Raw genomic sequence first — 17,289 nt, 5'->3', positions numbered from 1 at the left:
AAATGAATGCAAAAGGAAGTTCGGTTACGGTGGTTATTGTTAGCTAATTTGCTTAATAATGCGGGTGCCGCATTCATGTGGCCGTTAACCACGGTCTACATGCATAATTATTTGAAACAAACGCTGACATTTTCGGGAACGGTCCTATTTTGTATGTCGCTCGCGATGATTCTCGGTAATTATGTTGGTGGCCGGTTATTTGACCGTTGGCGACCCTATTGGACCGCTATTTTAGGCGTGACCATCTCAACCATCACGTTGGCGACCTTAATTTTTTGGCATAGCTTAATGCCGTATGCGATTGGGCTAATCGTGGTCGGCTTCGGCGATGGCATCAGTATGACAGTTGTGAATGCGTACGCGGCGACGGTGACGAGCAGATCCAACCGGTATGTTTTCAACATGCTCTATCTGGCGCTGAACGTAGGGGTCGTGATCGGGACGTTGCTCGTCGGTTATCTGCTTGATTTAGGCATCAGCGTGGTCTTTATGGTCACCACGGTTTGTTACGTCGGGTTGTTTGGAATCGTTTTAACGACATTCAATGTCAATTTGACGCCAACCACTGAAAAAGCGGCGCAACCAGTGACGACCGATACGACGTCAAAACGCAAGCGGCAATTGATCTGGCTGATTTGTCTGATGATTTTTACGATCTATCTGAGTTACGCGTTATGGGAAAGCTTGCTGTCGGTGCATATGACGAATCTGGGCATCCCATTTCGGCGATACAGCGAAGTTTGGACCATTAACGGCCTATTAATTATTTTGAGTCAGCCCATCGTGACATTGTTCAACGAACGTTTTAAAATTGGCACGCAGGTTGCTTTTGGAATCACCTTATTTGCGTTATCATTTTTAGGCTTGGTTTTTGCACGCCAGTATATTGATTTCATTATCATTATGGTGGTGTTAACGATCGGTGAAGTGATTGGCCTACCAATTGTGCCCGCATGGGTTGATGATATGGCGGCGCCACAGCAACGTGGCAAGTATCAAGGTCGTTTTAACATGGCCTTATCAATGGGACGTGCGGTCGGACCACTATTTGGTGGGATGATGGTCGCACAGTTCTCATATTCAATCTTGTTTATGGTCGTTACGGCAATGATGCTAGTAACGTTGAGCATTGTGCTAGTTCGTGCGCGGCATGAAAAATTATTAAATGGGTAAGGCAATGGGATTGGCTTAATTTGTCTGTCTCCGTGGATCAGCAGTAGGGCCGTAGTCGGAGTGGCAAACGTTGCTCGAAATTGATAAATATGGTCAAAAAAATGAGTCTGGGAAAATTCCCAGGCTCATTTTGATATTTCCGATAGTTATAGTCGAAACGTGGCACAAAAGGCTATGCTTGGTAACAGACCTTTAGTTCGTAAAAGCAGCTAAGCGTTCTTTCATGACATTGTAGATGCGTTCCGTATCAACGGAAGTGCCACGTAATTCGTAGTCTGCGATGAAGTCGGTGTCTAACTGTTCCGCATAGCGACGAGCGGTTAAGCAGTATTGATCGTTGAAATTACGGTTACCACTACCGACGACTCCTAAACACTGATTAGGGTTTTGGTCGTAGTTTAAATACTCACCGAGAACATTGGTCATTAATTCCTTGACGCCATTGTCAATCCCATTACCGCCGTCCAAGTAGGTTGGGACGAACGCAAAGTAGGGCTTGGTCTCAATTTCAAAATCTGATTGTTCGCTAATCTCTTTTAAATGAATCAAAGGGTTGGTCTCGTCTGCGGCGTGTTGCGTCTTGGCGTAGTCTTGCATGCCAGTGACAAAGGAGCGAGTATTGCCTTCGATTGAAATAAAAATAATATTAATGGTGGTTTCACTCACGACTGGTTCCTCATTTCTGTCTTAATTTGTACGTTAAGTTTACGCTGTGCCCCCAAGTTTTGCAAACCTGGTTTACTGATGATTTTTAGTTCGGATTAAGGGGCCACTGATTGGGTATAAAAATTAGGCGCTGATCATGGTGACCAGTGCCTAATTTGATTAATGCTTACTTTTCGGGTTCATCTTCATTGTCATCGTCATCTTTAGCAATCACTGGTGTTTCACGGCGACTAACTTCAAACCAATTGATGTAGGCATTCTCAAAGTCGAGTGCCTTAAAGTCAAAATCAGCGATCTTAACGGTATCACCAGCTTGAATCTTAGGAAAGTTATCCAAAATGTAGCCGGTTAATGTGACGACATCCGAATCTTCAAATTCTTGTAAATCAGTTTTGAAGAAACGTTCGAAGTCATATAACGTCATTTTCCCGCTAATCCGGAAATTACCATTGGCCTGTTTTTCAACGTATTCGGTAGAAACGTTGTCGATTTCATCATTGACGGTCCCAAAGAGTTCTTCATAGATATCTTTATCCGTGACGATCCCACTGGTCCCACCGTATTCGTCCACCACCACGACAATTGGTGTTTGCTTATCAATCATTTTTTGCAAAATGGCTTGAATCGGCGTGGTTTCAGGAATCGTAATGATATTGCGCAAGACTTTATTGACACGAATGTCGTCGTCAACTTCGCCTTGCCGAATCAAATCATAATTGTAAACATAACCTAAAATTTTATCCTTATCATTATTAGCCACAACGGGTAATCGACTGAACCGTTTTTGTAAATAGACACGAATAGCTTGTTTAACGGTATCGTTGATATCAATGACGACCAGTTGTGTGCGGTCAATCATGATATCTTTGGCAATTTTATCGTTAAATTCAAAAGCCCGTTCCATATACAAGTAGTCGTCTCGGTCTAATTGACCGCCAGAGACCGCATTTCGTGACAAGTTTAAAATTTCTGCTTGGGAGTACACGTCATTATCTTCATTCGCAACTGGAATACCGAGCATTTTGACCACACCCGTCGAAGACGTATTTAACAACCAAACAAACGGATAGAAAATAACATGGAACCAACGCAATGGGGTCGTGATGACCGCCATGACTTTTAAGGGCATATCAATCGCAATATTCTTAGGCACGATTTCCGTTAAGACGACTTCCAAGTACGTCAAGATAAAGACCCCTAGGACAATACTGATTGCTCGTAAAATCGAGGTACTGATCGATAAATGGAAGACATCCAATAATTGGAGGACGAAATGTTCTGTCGTTTGCTCCCCAATCCAACCTAAGATAATTCCGGCTAATGAAACCCCAACTTGAGTCGTTGAGAGATATTCATTGAGGTTTTGTACCATGTGCAGTGAAGTTGCTATCCGTTTGGAAGGCTTATCACGCTTTTTCTGTTCTTCTTCGAGGGCGCTTGGTCGGGTCTGAACTAAGGCAAATTCACAGGCCACAAAGAAAGCGGCGACGCAGAACGTAATGACAATAATGACTAAATTTAATATTATCTGGCCACTGTCCAAAGAAACATTCCTCATTTCATATAATTAGTTACTTAAAGTATAACGCTGAGTAGCTATTATTATAAGGATAGTTACTATAATTTGCAATCAGATAAAGATGTTTAACGTTTTCATGGAATGGTGCTAAACTGAAGTTACTTCAAGTTAAGGAGATCTTGTGTGATGCCAGTAGAAACGAAAACTAAGATTCACGAGGATTCGAAGAAATTGGTTATTCAGGACAGCGATGTCAAGAAGGCTATGGATTTAATCCGTGCCAATGGGTATGTTACTCGGGAAGACTTTAAACAGATGGATGATGAAGAATGGGCCGAAGGGTTTGACAAGAAAATTATTGCCAGCTTTTTAAAGGTCGAAGGTGAAGATCCATATATCTATTTCGAGCAGTTTGATTTTAAGGGTGGCGACATTGATTCCATTATCTTTGATATGGATCGAGTCGGTACACGTGACCATGCCTTGGCTTTGCTTGCCAAAACAATTCACCAAGAGGCTTACTAGAACTAATTTGTTACAGGGGGCTTAAACATGCGCCAGCATTTATTTAGTCGTTTCGACGACTTATTACCAGTTGCAATGCTCAAACGGGCTCATCGTCAAGTGACGACCGTTTTGAACGCTCATTTGATCATGAAGACTGATGTTGTTGAACATGATGAGGATTATACGGTGACCGCTGAATTACCCGGTTATGATAAAGATGCGATTACGGTACGATATGCTGACGATTGTTTGACGATTCAAGCAGCGCAACCGACGGATGGTCCTGACCGTGATGATGACGGTCGGATGTTACATCGGGAGCGTCCCGCTGAAGATTTGACCCGGCACTTTCCGTTTAAGAATGTGCTGAAAGATCAAATTCAGGCTCACTATAACGATGGCTTGCTCACCGTGACTTTACCTAAAAAGGTTGCGGATGACGCCGGCAAGATTACGATTCAGTAGTCATTAATTCTAATAGACTATGAAGGATATCACTTGCGATAACAATCGTGGGTGGTATTTTTTTGTAAAAAAAGATTGCCGACAACGCAATAGCTTGCGAGTTGTTGGCAATCATTGGGGATTTAAAACGCTGTTGCTGGTTAATTAGCGGCGTCAGGCGTTGTTTCCGCTTCTTTGTTGGCGGCGGAAATACTCATTTGGATGGTTTTAGGCCGATCCTTGAAGATGACGATCGTGCCTTTACCGAGGAAGTCTTTCGGGCCATCATAAGCCAATTCGTATTCATTGGCAAAGGCGCCTTCTTTTTGTAGCGTCATGAAGAAGATTTTTTCATCTTCAAAATCATCGCTAAACATCACTGCCATGCTAGCGTCGATGAGTAACTTATCTTTCCGCATTTGATTCAGGCGCGCCCATAGACCATCAATGACGGGTTGGGGGATAAGTTCTTTGACGTCGTCGCCAGTTCGGTGTTTCTTAGTCATTTCATACATTGTTAAGGCACCACTTTTTCTATTAAATTTAAATCGACCTATAAATGATAACATATTCCGCTATTAATGCTATTTACAAGGAAATCTAGTTTACATGACTAGCTAATCTGTATATAATGATGGTAACGAGTTGAGGAGGGGTTACCCATGACAACGACAACGGAAACTTATGAAGACTGGCGGCATCGAATGAATAAAGTCATTCTGCCAAAATGGACGGAATTACCTAATTTTGATTTATATATGGATCAAGTTTTATTATTGATTAACGAAACACTACAGCCATTGGGGGTTGATCCCGTAACGGCTGCGATGATTAATAATTATGTGAAACATAAGGTCATTTTATCGCCGGTCAAGAAAAAGTATCAGATCATGCAATTGGCCGATATTATTGTGATTAGTTTGTTGAAACCAAGTTATCCACTGGACATGATTCGCCAGGGGATTGATCAAGTGACGGCTACTGGGTATCCGAAACGCGCTTACGATAGTTTTATTGAGGCGTTGGTCGATCGGTTGCATCACTTGGATGAGCCGACACGTGTTTCTGACCAAGATTTAAGTGGGAGTTTAACGACGGCTGCCTCACAGTTGATTGTGGATAAATTAAGGACGGATGAGCTGATGCGATTGAATCAAGCACAAATTCGGCCAACCCAAATTGAAAAGTAAGATTGAATAGGAGACTTATTGGCTGATAACTAAATTTGAGCCAAGGTCTCTTTTTTAGTTGCCGGAACGATTTTGATTTAGTATGATTAAAGAGTATTACAGTCGATTGCAAACAATTGAATCAGAATGCAGGTAAATGTTTTGCCCCACTAATTGTTAGTGAGGCTTGTTTACCATGAGAAAGAGTGATTGATATGAAGGTGTTTATCAGTGACGATCAGGAAGAACAACGTCTCTGGTTAACCGACATCATTACCGCCCAGCTTGATGAGTTAAATTTTAATTACGAACTGGCGTCAGTCTGGCAGCCTGACGATGTCCTACAAGCGGTGAAGATGACCAGTGGCCCTAATATCTATTTTTTGGATATTGTGTTAAAACAGGCCACCAACGGTATTGAATTAGCAACAAAAATTCGCGATTACGATCCTGATGGATTTATCGTGTATGTTTCAGTGCGCGATGATATGTTGCCTGAAACTTTGAGTGCCATGACGACCCCCACTGGGTTTATTTCAAAGATGGATCTCTTTAATAAAGCCAAATTCGTGCCGCGGGTGCGCGAAGTGTTGACCGTCATCAAGAAGCGACTTACCACCCTGAATGAAGCCCCAGAACCGACTTTGAGTTTACACAGTGGGGCGTTATTGTTAAAGTTAAAATTAACGGATATCGTGTATTGTGAAAAAGTTCATGGGCTACGTACGGCGCGAATTGTGACGGAGCACCAAGCTTACTTGGTGCATAAAAACCTCAGTACGATCAAAGAACAACTTGGCGATAGCCGATTTTTCAACGATTTCCAAAGCTACGCGCTTAACTTGGACAAGATCGTGACGATTGATTTTAATAAGGGTTGGATTACGATGATGAACGGTGATCGGCTTTCATTTAGTCGTGGCACGATCAAAAAGTTGCGCGCTTATTATCAAACTCAGGAATAGGATGATTAGATGATAACGGATGCGCAATTATCAAAGATTAGAACTTACGCGTTACAGCGTTTGGCACAGGATCACAGTGGGCATGGCACTGACCACTTACAACGCGTTGTTCAATTAGCCACGCGACTGGCTAAAGCGGAACAGGCTGATTTACCGCTGACGATTGCGGCGGCCTGGTTACATGACGTGATTGATGACAAGTTAATGGCTGATCCAATTAAGGCCCATCAGGCTTTAGCGGACCAGTTGACGGTCATTCACGTGACACCGGCGGATCAAATAGCGATTTTTGATATTATTGACCATATGTCGTTTAGTAAATCTTTAGCTGGCGCGCAAAAGTTGTCACTGGCGGGACAAATCGTGCAAGATGCTGATCGGCTTGATGCGATTGGGGCGATCGGGATTGCGCGCGCACTGTATTATTCAGGGCATGTGGGCGAAAAAATCTATGACCCCGAAATTGCCCCGCGTGAGAATATGACTAAGGCTCAGTATCGCCAAGAGCCTGGTACGGCCATTAATCATTTTTACGAAAAGTTATTTAAGCTGGAAGGCTTAATGAATACCACGACAGCCCAACAATTAGCCCATCAACGAACACAAGTGATGCGGCGCTTTGTCACCCAGTTCAAAGCTGAATGGGCGGCAGATGATCATTAAAATGACCCTGTTTCGAGTTGAAACACAAATTGCGAGCCTGGTTTTTACCTGACGCGCTTTTTTTTGTACAAATTTTGACATGAAACTGTAAAGTCGTATCGGGATTCAGATGAATGAGATATGTTATTATTATAAAAGAATTTATAATAAACGAAATATGAATTGGTGTAGCTTGATTTGAAAAGTGATGGTGTTGGAACCTATATTTACCGCGTGATTGGGACTAACAACTAAAGCTATTTCAAATGAATCAACAATTCAATGAGGTGCTCATGTTGAATCTTACAAAATGGCATGAGTTAGGTTTATACGGATTATTATTAGTTAGTATTAGTCGGCTAATGGGTAATTATAATGGGGAATTAATTGGGTTTACCTTGGTATTCTGTATGTTGGGTTATTTATTAACGCAACGATTGTTACTTCGCAGTCATCAGCAGACCGAGCGCTCACTCTGGATGGTCATCATCAATGAGTTAACTTTCATGCTGCAGGGACTCTTGTTTTTGTTAGTGGTGGTAGCTGGGTCAAGTTTAGTGATCAATCATGATTTGAACGGGTTGTTCGCAACGAAAATCCAGCCAGCACTGACTTTCTTTAGCGCTACGGTGATTGGGCATCATGGGTTTGATAATCTGTTCTTTAACCTGTGGCCAGTTTGGGCTTACTTCAAGTTTTATTTACTTTGGGGATTGGTAGCGCTGATATTTGCACGACCAAGATTACAAAAGACACTGACGGCCGCAATGATTACTTTGGCTGGTAGTGCTAGTGTAGCTGGCCTATTTTGGGCGATTAGATGCGCTTTAACTGCGCCGAATCGTTTAGCGACAGCATTCTTCTTGTTACCGTTTGCTTTAGGGAGCTTGTTGGCGATTGGATTTACACAACGTCGTCAACAAACGAGTTTTGAAGCGCAGGTGGTGAAGCCCAAAACGCTAACTATTGGCCTTTTACTCGTGTTGTTGTCGACCGGATTACTATTAGGATCAGTTCAGTCACCTATTTGGCGTATCGTTGTGTTAGTGATCACTAGTTTCTTGTCTGCTGGCATCGTGTATGCTTTGAACAAAGCATTACAGACGCTTGACCAACCGCGGCCAAATTTCTTTCGTGTGGTTAGTTTAGCTTACTTATTATTCTGGCCATTAAAAATTTTGATTCAGCCACAAAGTATTTTAAATTGGGTGCTAGTTGTTATTTTAACCGTTGGCTTGACGGGCTTAGATCTGTGGTTATTTAAACAGCTTGATCGGTTGCGAACCCGGTTTCAAGTGCCACCGCGGCGTCAAACACAAGGCTTGCTATTATTGAGTACTATTTTGATTACTATCTTAGGTTCTTTCTCAATTTATCAAGCCAACACGCTAGGAGATTTTCGGCAAGCTAAGGCTAATGCTGCGACCAAAGTGACCAGCAAGACCACCAAAGCAGCACCAACAGTTTCTCAAACGATGCTTCAAGGTGCTTGGGAAAAAATTGGCCTGACGTCGCACGAAAAGATCAGTGTTGCGGTTTATTCACTCAAGACTAAGCAATTGGTGACCTATTCTAATCAACCTGCAACGACAAGTTATGTTGGTGCCAGCACGGTAAAAGTCGGCGTTTTAGTTCAAATTTTACATCTCCGTGATCAAGGAAAATTGACTTTAACGGCAACTGATAAAGCCAACTTAGCCAAGATGATTGAGGAAAGTGATAACGATGCGACGGATGCCTTGCTTGCAGATGCTTTAGCGGGTAATCAAGCACTTAATCAACTCTATCAAAATCTCGATATGCAGCACAGTCAAGCTGATTTGTCACACTGGGGGCTGACCAAGACGACCGCCACTGACCAAATTAAGCTGTTACAAACGATATTTGGTGAGTCGACTTACTTATCGACAAAGTCAAAACAGTATGCGAAATCATTGTTGGACAATGTTGAGACGGATCAGGCTTGGGGAATCTCCAAGGGTGCTACGAGCTATGCGGTGAAAAATGGCTGGCTTAATGCGGATGATCAAGGTCATTGGGCTGTTAATAGTATTGGACAGGTTGTGACCACTAAAACTGGAACAGACGGGGCATTGATGGCGATTTACACGAATAATGATCCGTCGATGGCTAGTGGTATTCAGTTAGTTGAGCAACTTGCCGCTGTCGCCAATGATAAGTTTACGGTTAAGTGATTTAGTAGTTAGAAAATAAGTTGCAAAAAGGTCCGTGATTACTTGAATGTTGAGCAATCACAGACCTTTTATCGTCTAAGCGGTAGTAATTTGGTTATAAACATAATAATGAGCGAGACGATGAGTGAGTAGCTTAGTATCAATCCAACGGTGAACCCAAAGGAAGTAATTACGCTCAATATTTGACCAGCATGCTGATCAAATATCGAAAAAATGGCGGTAGCAACGGTGAGTAAGATTAACATGGTGACCAGTCCTAATGAGCTATTTTGATAATCCGCCGGGCTAAGATCAAAGCCGCCAATGACGATCAGAATTGTCAGGAAAAGTAGCAGCAACAATTGCCACCAACTACTCGTATTCGTGGTCAGGGCGAGCCAACTGCCGGCCCAGTCAGGATCAAACGGATGGTCGGCAATTTTAAAAATCGCCTGAGCCAATCCGGGATATAACCAGGCGTCCAAGCCTAGCAGACTCGCCGTACAGCCAAAAATTGGTGCAACGCCAATAAACAGGTTACCGATGCTTTGATAGAAACTAGCTTGGCTCCAAGTGTGGTTGACATAGCCCAAGACCAAGTCATCATCGGCGCCGTTCGTTTGGTTGAGATGTGGCAACTTTAACAGACGTACTGACTGAATGCCGTGACGAAAGATGACTGCCATGATTAAGTGGCTCAATTCGTGGATCACAATCCCTAAACAGCCCAGATAAACTTGACTATTGATGCCATAACGATTGACGAGATTTGCTTTAGTGTGCCGGTTGACGGTGGTCAGTCCCCAAGCAAATATGGCGGGTAAACCCAACAGGCTAATGAGGACTAATAACCAATTCCAAATAAATTGTTCCAAATGATCACTCCGTTATTTCGCCGAAAGTCCCATGCACGAGTTTGCGTAAATCATCAGCATTAATTTCGATTGAGCGGCCAATTTTGCCAGAAGAAACCAGGATCTGACCTTGTTTCTTGGCACTATCATTTAGGAAAATTGGAAACTTTTTGGTTTCCCAGATGCCAACTGGCGTATTGGCGCCGTGTTCATAACCGGTCGTCCGTTCTAGATCTTTCAATGGAATCATACCAACCTTTTTATTGCCGGATAATTTAGCTAATTTTTTATAGCTTAAATGTTCGTCAATTGGCAAAACACCGACTAAAGGTCCTGTTTTATTGCCGATTAAAGCCAAGGTTTTATAAATATGATGCTCGTCTACACCGAGGTGATCAACTTGAAGTTGTTCAACATCGCCCTCGGTTTTAGTTGGGAAGGCGTATTGTTGATAACTAATATTAGCCTTATCCAGAATTTTTTCGACTAGCGTTTTGCCTAAGCCATCTTTATTTTTACGTTTTTTTGACATAGTTTTCATCCTCACAATATAAAATATACGTTCCAATTTTTAAAATGGACCGGTGCAATTCACTCAAACCACAAAATTTCTGCTATACTCTAGGTAAGAAATTAAAGTAGAGGAGGAATCGTGATGGCAGATTTAGTTTATCAACAAGTAATCACCGACCTGAACAAGCGCATCATGGCCAATGAATTTGCAGATAAAAAATTACCAGATGAGCGCAGCCTCAGTGAACAATATCAAGTCAGCCGCAGTTCCATTAAGCGGGCCCTTAACGTTTTAGCGAATCAAGGCCTGATTTTTAAAAAACGGGGTTCAGGAACATTTATTAACCCATTATATCTTAAAAATCAATCTTCATTTAAATACGAAGGAACCAATTTAGGCATTACAGATAGTTTGAATACCGAGGGCGCCCAACCTAGTATTCAATTATTAGACTTTCAGGTCATTCCTGCAAGTCAAGAGTTGCAACAGGATTTATTTTTGGCGTCTGACGAATTTGTCTACGAAATTAAACGGTTGCGATTGCTAGACAATCAGCCGTTTATGATTGAAACTGGCTATATTCCCATAAAGCTCGTTCCAGAACTCAATCGAGAAATTGTCAGCAAATCAATTTTCACATATGTGCAAGAATCTTTGAAGTCAGCGGTGACGAAATCATTCTTATCGATTTCAGCGGACGTTTCGACGGCTGAAGACCAGAAATTATTGGCTTTAAAGCCAACGGAGCCGGTCGGTGTCATGAGTGGAATCTTCTTTCTTGATGAGGGAACGCCATTTGAAGTTTCGAATATGCGGTTGCATTATAAGTATATGAAGTACACCACGTTTGTTTCTACGGAGCAGTAAGATCAGTCTGCGAAATGCGTTGTGACTCATATCTTATTGAAATAGCTCGTTGATTGTCCGTTTCCGTTGACCAGCACGTTTGCTGTGAGGCAGACCTGCAGCCAAAAAACGGTCTGCAGGGCAAACGAGCTGGTCAACTCCGACGTCAAATAGCGATTTAACAAGTGAACATTCATTAAACCAGTATCAACGAGAGGTCAATTGATATTAGAATTGCTGTTTAGTGCAGGGTGGGCTGGATGATGCTCAGTGGTGAAATTTCTCTTTGCTGGTGATTTTCCAGCTTAGAGAAAGCCCGGCTTGTGAGACCGCCCTTTGGCTCACAAACGTGGCCACCACGTTCCAGCATCAGTCCAGACCAACCGGAACGGCAAGCTAAGTAGATACTTGTAAATATGATAGCTAAGCGCAAGACACAGTTAGCTTGAGCACGTTTGGCGGTATAAAACAAAGTGGTCGGCAAAGAGAATTGAAGTAGTTTAGAAGGAAGTTAATCAAATGGCGTTAATCAGAATGAATTTTATGTCGCAGTCGTTGCATCGAACCGTGCCGTTGCTAGTCTGTCTACCTACAGATAAAGTGGATGCACAAGGCCAGACACCAACAGGACCGTTTAAAACGTTGTATCTATTGCATGGCATACTGGGTAGTGAAGTGGATTGGGTTTCTGGGACGCGGATTCAACGTTGGTCGGATGAACGCAATTTAGCGGTGGTCATGCCAGCTGGTGAAAATGGGTTCTACACGGATCACGCCTGGTCAACTGAGCTATATAGTCATTTTATTGGTCAAGAATTGGTAGCGTTTACGCGGCGAACTTTTCCATTATCGTCAAAACGCGATGAAACGTTTATTGGTGGCCTGTCGATGGGCGGTTATGGTGCACTTTATAACGGCTTACGGTTTCATGAGACTTTTGGTGCGATCATTATGTTGTCAGCGGGATTATTAATTCGACCAGGAATGGAAAAGTTACCTGCTAAACCGGCATGGTTCGCTGAAACGACGGCCTATCAGCAACAGGTATTTGGCCCTGATTTGGCAGCTGCCGGCCGCTCGGAACTCAATCCTAAAGTTTTAATTGCGCGCTTATTAGCTGAAAAGGTGACTTTACCCGCAATTTATATGGCAGTTGGTACCGAGGATGATTTGAAAGGTGTCAATGACGATTTTGATCAATTCTTGACACAACGGAGGATTGAACACGTCTATGAGACGGGACCAGGGAATCATGAGTGGGACTTTTGGGATCGCTATTTATTACGGGCATTAAACTGGTTGCCATTGACGTCACAGGCAGTTGGTTTAAATTCCGGTCATATTAAATAAATTTTTTTGTCATGACGTGAACTGGTGCTGCTCTAAGGTGGACACTGGTTCTTTTTATCAGATATAACGTTCGATTAACAAATTGGACCGTTCCAATTAACAAAAAGGTTGATTTTTAAAATCAACCTGTTAAGATAGTACTTGTAAACGATGTCAGTTACAGACAGATAATAATTTTAAGCAAATTAAGGAGTGTTTTGAATATGGCTACAGATTACTCATCACCAGCATATTTGCAAGAAGTTGACAAGTATTGGCGTGCTGCCAACTACCTATCCGTAGGTCAACTTTATCTAAAAGATAATCCATTATTACAACAACCATTAAAACCTAACGACGTTAAAGTCCATCCAATCGGCCATTGGGGTACGATTGCCGGGCAAAACTTTATTTATGCCCATTTAAACCGGGTTATTAATAAATATAACTTAAAGATGTTTTACGTTGAAGGTCCCGGTCATGGTGGCCAAGTCATGGTTTCTAACTCATACTTGGATGGGACTTACACCGATATTTATCCTGAGATTACTCAGGATAAAGAAGGGATGCAGAAGCTATTCAAACAATTCTCATTCCCAGGTGGGGTCGCTTCACATGCCGCACCCGAAACGCCAGGTTCAATCCACGAAGGTGGCGAACTTGGTTACTCAATTTCACATGGGACTGGGGCTATTTTAGACAATCCTGATGAAATTGCAGCGGTAGTCGTTGGTGATGGGGAATCCGAAACGGGTCCATTAGCCACTTCTTGGCAATCTACGAAGTTTATCAACCCAATTAATGACGGGGCAGTTTTACCAATTTTGAACTTAAACGGGTTCAAGATTTCTAACCCAACTATTTTTGGCCGAACTTCAGATGCTAAAATCAAGCAATATTTCGAAAGCATGAACTGGGAACCAATCTTTGTTGAAGGCGATGATCCTAAAAAAGTTCATCCTATCTTGGCAAAAGCCATGGATGAAGCGATTGAAAAGATCAAAGCGATTCAAAAACATGCGCGTGAAAACAATGATCCAAGCTTACCAACTTGGCCAATGATTGTCTTCCGGGCACCTAAAGGGTGGACTGGTCCTAAGACATGGGATGGCGATAAGATTGAAGGCTCATTCCGGGCCCATCAAATTCCAATTCCTGTTGACCAAAATGATATGCAACATTCCGATGCTTTGGTTGATTGGTTGGAATCTTACAAGCCAACTGAATTATTCAATGAAGATGGCACCTTAAAAGATGACATTAAATCAATTATCCCAACAGGTCAAAGTCGTATGGCGGCTAACCCAATTACCAATGGTGGGGTCGATCCTAAAGCGTTGAACTTGCCTAACTTCCGGGACTACGCGGTCGATACTTCTGACCGTGGTAAGGATGTTAAACAAGATATGATTGTTTGGTCAGATTATCTTCGTGATGTCATCAAGAAGAACCCGAACAACTTCCGGTTGTTTGGCCCTGATGAAACCATGTCTAACCGCTTATATGGTATTTTTGAAGTGACTAATCGTCAATGGTTGGAAGATATCCATCCAGATAGTGACCAATATGAAGCACCTGCTGGCCGTGTTCTGGATGCACAATTATCTGAACACCAAGCGGAAGGTTGGCTTGAAGGTTATGTCTTAACTGGACGTCATGGGTTATTTGCGAGTTATGAAGCCTTCTTGCGGGTCGTGGATTCAATGTTGACCCAACACTTCAAGTGGTTACGGAAAGCCAACGAACTTGATTGGCGTAAAAAGTACCCGTCATTGAATATTATTGCGGCTTCAACTGTTTTCCAACAAGACCATAATGGTTATACCCATCAAGATCCTGGTGCCTTGACACATTTGGCTGAAAAGAAGTCTGAATATATTCGTGAATACTTGCCAGCTGATGCCAATACGCTGTTAGCCGTTGGGGATGTTATTTTCCGAAGCCAAGAAAAGATTAACTATGTGGTTACTTCAAAGCATCCACGTCAACAATGGTTCAGTATTGAAGAAGCCAAACAATTAGTTGATAATGGCCTTGGTATCATTGATTGGGCAAGTACCGATCAAGATAGCGAACCAGATATCGTCTTTGCTTCTGCTGGGACGGAACCAACTCTGGAAGCTTTAGCAGCAATCCAATTGTTGCATACCAGCTTCCCAGACATGAAGATTCGCTTTGTGAACGTGGTCGATCTCTTGAAGTTACGGAGTCCTAAGAAGGATCCTCGTGGCTTATCAGATGAAGAATTCGATCATTACTTCACTAAGAACAAGCCAGTGGTCTTTGCATTCCACGGTTATGAAGATTTGGTTCGTGACATCTTCTTTGATCGTCACAACCACAACTTGCATGTACACGGTTATCGTGAAAATGGTGACATTACGACACCATTCGATGTGCGGGTCATGAATCAAATGGATCGTTTCGATCTTGCCAAAGCTGCGATTGCTGCACAACCAGCGATGGAAGATCAAGGAGCAGCCTTTGTTCAAGACATGGACAACATGTTAGCTAAGCACAATGCTTATATTCGTGATGCTGGGACCGATTTGCCAGAAGTTAACGACTGGCAATGGAAAGGCTTGAAATAAAGCTGGGTCATTAAATTAAGCTGATTAAACTGCGATCAATCAACGAGGTGTGCCCGTTGATGGTCGCAGTTTTTATGTTGCCGGGCATATCCTTAATTGTGAAGCCGCTTTAGCCTGTGACGGTACACCTGTCATGAGTTGTATTTCAGCGCTATTTGTGATACTCTGACAAAAGTTAAATAAAACTAAAAAGAATTGAAACGGTCAACGCCAAGTCGGCACCAGTGCATAGCGAGCTAAGGATAGTGAAAGCTTAGTCAACTGCCCGGTTTGGATAACCCCGTTTTTGTTGCTGGCTGAAATCTTAAAGAGTAGGCTGAGCCGTAACCGACACGTTATCATGCGGAACGTCTATTTGGACGTTTATTAAAGTTGGTTTTGAATTAAAAACAATTTGGGTGGTACCGCGGAAAGAGCTTTCGTCCCTAGTGATTAGGGAGGTAGGCTCTTTTTTTAGTTGTCATAGGAGGAGATCAGAATGACAGAAGTTTTAGTAAAGGATTTATTCGGCGACAAACAGTTTGCCGAAGACGAGACCGTTGTCTTACACGGTTGGGTTAAAACGGTCCGTGGGTCAAAACGGGTTGGTTTTATTGAATTAAGTGATGGGTCAACCATTAAGCATGTCCAAATCGTAATGACGAGTGACATGGCTAACTATGACGACCTGAAAAAGTTGCCATTGAGTACTACGATCAAGGTAACTGGGACGGTCGCTTATACGCCTAAAGCCCAACAACCGTTGGAATTGCATGCCACTGAAATTGACGTTGAAGGGGCATCCGACAACGATTATCCGCTACAAAAGAAAAAGCATACGTATGAATACTTGCGGACAATGGCCCATTTGCGGCCTCGGACGGATACGTTCTATGCAGTTTTCCGGATTCGATCATTGGCGGCATTTGCGATTCATCAGTATTTGCAAGAAAATGGCTTCACGTATGTTAACACACCAATTATTACGAGTAGTGATAGCGAAGGCGCAGGCGAAATGTTCCGGGTCACCACGCTTGATCTGAACAACTTACCTAAGACGGCGGATGGCAAAGTTGACGATCATGAAGATTTCTTCAAGAAGGAAACCAACTTAACTGTCAGCGGTCAATTACCAGTAGAAGCCTTTGCTTTAGCTTTACGGAATGTTTATACTTTTGGTCCAACGTTCCGGGCGGAAGATTCTCATACGCAACGGCATGCTTCCGAATTTTGGATGATTGAACCTGAAATGGCTTTTGCGGATTTACATGATATTATCGTGACGTCCGAAGCTTTGTTGAAGTCCGTGGTAAACTATTTGCTCAAACATGCCAAGGATGAATTAGACTTCTTGAACAGCTCGGTTGACGAACATTTGCTCGAACGGTTGCATCAAACTGTCGATGAAAAATTCGCGCAAATTACTTACACCGAAGCTATTGAAGAATTGAAGCAAGCGCCAGTTAAGTTTGACGTTCCCGTCTATTGGGGCTTAGATTTACAAGCTGAACATGAACGTTACTTGTGCGAACAAGTCTACAAACGGCCAACTTTCATTACTGACTATCCTAAAGAAATTAAGGCTTTCTACATGCGCGATAACGGTGATGGCAAGACTGTCGCTGCCGTTGACATGTTAGTTCCTGAAATTGGCGAATTAGTCGGTGGTAGTCAACGTGAAGAACGTCAGGCTCAACTGGCTCAAAAGATTAAGGACTACAAGTTGCCACCAGAAGAATATGCTTGGTACTTGGAACTTCGGAAGTACGGTGAAACCGTTCATTCCGGCTTCGGTATCGGGTTTGAACGACTATTGATGTATGTGACTGGCATGGAAAACATCCGTGACGTGATCCCTTACCCACGGACACCCGGAAACGCTGATTTCTAATCGTTGAATTTAATGAAACTGCGCTT

At 42.7% G+C, this 17,289-nt stretch carries 16 protein-coding genes; 11 read left to right on the top strand and 5 right to left on the bottom strand.

The annotated features are described in order from the left end of the window. Positions 1–6 precede the first annotated feature (6 nt). Complete coding sequence (locus RA086_RS10370) at positions 7–1,173, top strand: MDR family MFS transporter (RefSeq protein ID WP_308703720.1); 1,167 nt, start codon at positions 7–9, stop codon at positions 1,171–1,173. Between the two features lie 192 nt (positions 1,174–1,365). Here the strand turns inward: RA086_RS10370 and nrdI are convergent, their stop codons facing one another. After that, positions 1,366–1,839: a class Ib ribonucleoside-diphosphate reductase assembly flavoprotein NrdI gene (gene nrdI, locus RA086_RS10365; protein ID WP_308703719.1), complete on the bottom strand. Its 474-nt coding sequence runs from the start codon at positions 1,837–1,839 to the stop codon at positions 1,366–1,368. A gap of 166 nt (positions 1,840–2,005) precedes the next feature. Continuing rightward, complete coding sequence (locus RA086_RS10360) at positions 2,006–3,382, bottom strand: hemolysin family protein (protein ID WP_308703718.1); 1,377 nt, start codon at positions 3,380–3,382, stop codon at positions 2,006–2,008. Between the two features lie 162 nt (positions 3,383–3,544). On the opposite strand from RA086_RS10360, the gene RA086_RS10355 reads away from it, so the two are divergent. Then, positions 3,545–3,883 carry a hypothetical protein gene (locus RA086_RS10355; RefSeq protein ID WP_407659062.1) on the top strand — a complete coding sequence of 113 codons (339 nt, stop codon included), beginning with the start codon at positions 3,545–3,547 and terminating at the stop codon, positions 3,881–3,883. Between the two features lie 27 nt (positions 3,884–3,910). Next, positions 3,911–4,330: an Hsp20/alpha crystallin family protein gene (locus tag RA086_RS10350; RefSeq protein ID WP_308703716.1), complete on the top strand. Its 420-nt coding sequence runs from the start codon at positions 3,911–3,913 to the stop codon at positions 4,328–4,330. 140 nt (positions 4,331–4,470) lie between these two features. Here the strand turns inward: RA086_RS10350 and RA086_RS10345 are convergent, their stop codons facing one another. Continuing rightward, positions 4,471–4,824 carry a hypothetical protein gene (locus tag RA086_RS10345; RefSeq protein WP_308703715.1) on the bottom strand — a complete coding sequence of 118 codons (354 nt, stop codon included), beginning with the start codon at positions 4,822–4,824 and terminating at the stop codon, positions 4,471–4,473. Positions 4,825–4,971: 147 nt separating this feature from the next. Here RA086_RS10345 and RA086_RS10340 point away from each other — a divergent pair, with 147 nt between their 5' ends. The 4 genes from RA086_RS10340 to RA086_RS10325 all read left to right on the top strand — a co-directional run bounded on the left by RA086_RS10340 (position 4,972) and on the right by RA086_RS10325 (position 9,280). Then, a complete protein-coding gene (locus RA086_RS10340; protein WP_308703714.1) occupies positions 4,972–5,499 on the top strand; it encodes a DUF1836 domain-containing protein in 528 nt (175 codons plus the stop codon). Positions 5,500–5,693: 194 nt separating this feature from the next. Continuing rightward, on the top strand, positions 5,694–6,443 hold the full coding sequence (locus tag RA086_RS10335; protein WP_308703713.1) for a LytR/AlgR family response regulator transcription factor: 750 nt from the start codon (positions 5,694–5,696) through the stop codon (positions 6,441–6,443). Between the two features lie 9 nt (positions 6,444–6,452). Further along, a complete protein-coding gene (locus tag RA086_RS10330; protein WP_308703712.1) occupies positions 6,453–7,106 on the top strand; it encodes an HD domain-containing protein in 654 nt (217 codons plus the stop codon). 272 nt (positions 7,107–7,378) lie between these two features. After that, positions 7,379–9,280: a serine hydrolase gene (locus tag RA086_RS10325; protein ID WP_308703711.1), complete on the top strand. Its 1,902-nt coding sequence runs from the start codon at positions 7,379–7,381 to the stop codon at positions 9,278–9,280. A 68-nt stretch (positions 9,281–9,348) separates the two neighbouring features. Here RA086_RS10325 and RA086_RS10320 read toward each other — a convergent pair whose 3' ends face one another. Further along, positions 9,349–10,134 (bottom strand): hypothetical protein, encoded by a 786-nt coding sequence (locus RA086_RS10320; protein ID WP_308703710.1) that lies wholly within the window; start codon positions 10,132–10,134, stop codon positions 9,349–9,351. Positions 10,135–10,138: 4 nt separating this feature from the next. After that, positions 10,139–10,645, bottom strand: coding sequence for a Cys-tRNA(Pro) deacylase (gene ybaK, locus RA086_RS10315; protein WP_308703709.1), 507 nt, complete (start codon positions 10,643–10,645; stop codon positions 10,139–10,141). Between the two features lie 123 nt (positions 10,646–10,768). On the opposite strand from ybaK, the gene RA086_RS10310 reads away from it, so the two are divergent. The 4 genes from RA086_RS10310 (at position 10,769) to asnS (ending at position 17,263) form a co-directional block, all read left to right on the top strand. Further along, complete coding sequence (locus RA086_RS10310; protein ID WP_308703708.1) at positions 10,769–11,494, top strand: GntR family transcriptional regulator; 726 nt, start codon at positions 10,769–10,771, stop codon at positions 11,492–11,494. 498 nt (positions 11,495–11,992) lie between these two features. After that, the gene (locus RA086_RS10305; protein WP_308703707.1) at positions 11,993–12,823 is read left to right on the top strand and encodes an alpha/beta hydrolase; all 831 of its coding nucleotides are present in this window, start codon (positions 11,993–11,995) and stop codon (positions 12,821–12,823) included. Positions 12,824–13,026: 203 nt separating this feature from the next. Beyond that, positions 13,027–15,393 carry a phosphoketolase family protein gene (locus RA086_RS10300; RefSeq protein WP_308703706.1) on the top strand — a complete coding sequence of 789 codons (2,367 nt, stop codon included), beginning with the start codon at positions 13,027–13,029 and terminating at the stop codon, positions 15,391–15,393. Between the two features lie 478 nt (positions 15,394–15,871). Then, the gene (gene asnS / locus RA086_RS10295) at positions 15,872–17,263 is read left to right on the top strand and encodes an asparagine--tRNA ligase (RefSeq protein ID WP_308703705.1); all 1,392 of its coding nucleotides are present in this window, start codon (positions 15,872–15,874) and stop codon (positions 17,261–17,263) included. The last annotated feature ends 26 nt before the right edge of the window (positions 17,264–17,289 follow it).

This window comes from Lactiplantibacillus brownii, assembly GCF_031085375.1.
In the GTDB taxonomy this organism is placed as follows: domain Bacteria; phylum Bacillota; class Bacilli; order Lactobacillales; family Lactobacillaceae; genus Lactiplantibacillus; species Lactiplantibacillus brownii.
The sequence above is the reverse complement of the archived record's forward strand: the minus strand, read 5'-3'. Positions and strand labels throughout refer to the sequence as shown.

Coding starts and splice junctions, on each gene's coding strand:
- ybaK (WP_308703709.1), bottom strand. CDS start 10,645: ATGTCAAAAAAACGTAAAAATAAAGATGGCTTAGGCAAAACGCTAGTC.
- RA086_RS10305 (WP_308703707.1), top strand. CDS start 11,993: ATGGCGTTAATCAGAATGAATTTTATGTCGCAGTCGTTGCATCGAACC.
- RA086_RS10325 (WP_308703711.1), top strand. CDS start 7,379: ATGTTGAATCTTACAAAATGGCATGAGTTAGGTTTATACGGATTATTA.
- RA086_RS10300 (WP_308703706.1), top strand. CDS start 13,027: ATGGCTACAGATTACTCATCACCAGCATATTTGCAAGAAGTTGACAAG.
- RA086_RS10335 (WP_308703713.1), top strand. CDS start 5,694: ATGAAGGTGTTTATCAGTGACGATCAGGAAGAACAACGTCTCTGGTTA.
- RA086_RS10340 (WP_308703714.1), top strand. CDS start 4,972: ATGACAACGACAACGGAAACTTATGAAGACTGGCGGCATCGAATGAAT.
- RA086_RS10310 (WP_308703708.1), top strand. CDS start 10,769: ATGGCAGATTTAGTTTATCAACAAGTAATCACCGACCTGAACAAGCGC.
- RA086_RS10370 (WP_308703720.1), top strand. CDS start 7: ATGCAAAAGGAAGTTCGGTTACGGTGGTTATTGTTAGCTAATTTGCTT.
- asnS (WP_308703705.1), top strand. CDS start 15,872: ATGACAGAAGTTTTAGTAAAGGATTTATTCGGCGACAAACAGTTTGCC.
- RA086_RS10330 (WP_308703712.1), top strand. CDS start 6,453: ATGATAACGGATGCGCAATTATCAAAGATTAGAACTTACGCGTTACAG.
- RA086_RS10355 (WP_407659062.1), top strand. CDS start 3,545: ATGCCAGTAGAAACGAAAACTAAGATTCACGAGGATTCGAAGAAATTG.
- RA086_RS10350 (WP_308703716.1), top strand. CDS start 3,911: ATGCGCCAGCATTTATTTAGTCGTTTCGACGACTTATTACCAGTTGCA.
- RA086_RS10345 (WP_308703715.1), bottom strand. CDS start 4,824: ATGTATGAAATGACTAAGAAACACCGAACTGGCGACGACGTCAAAGAA.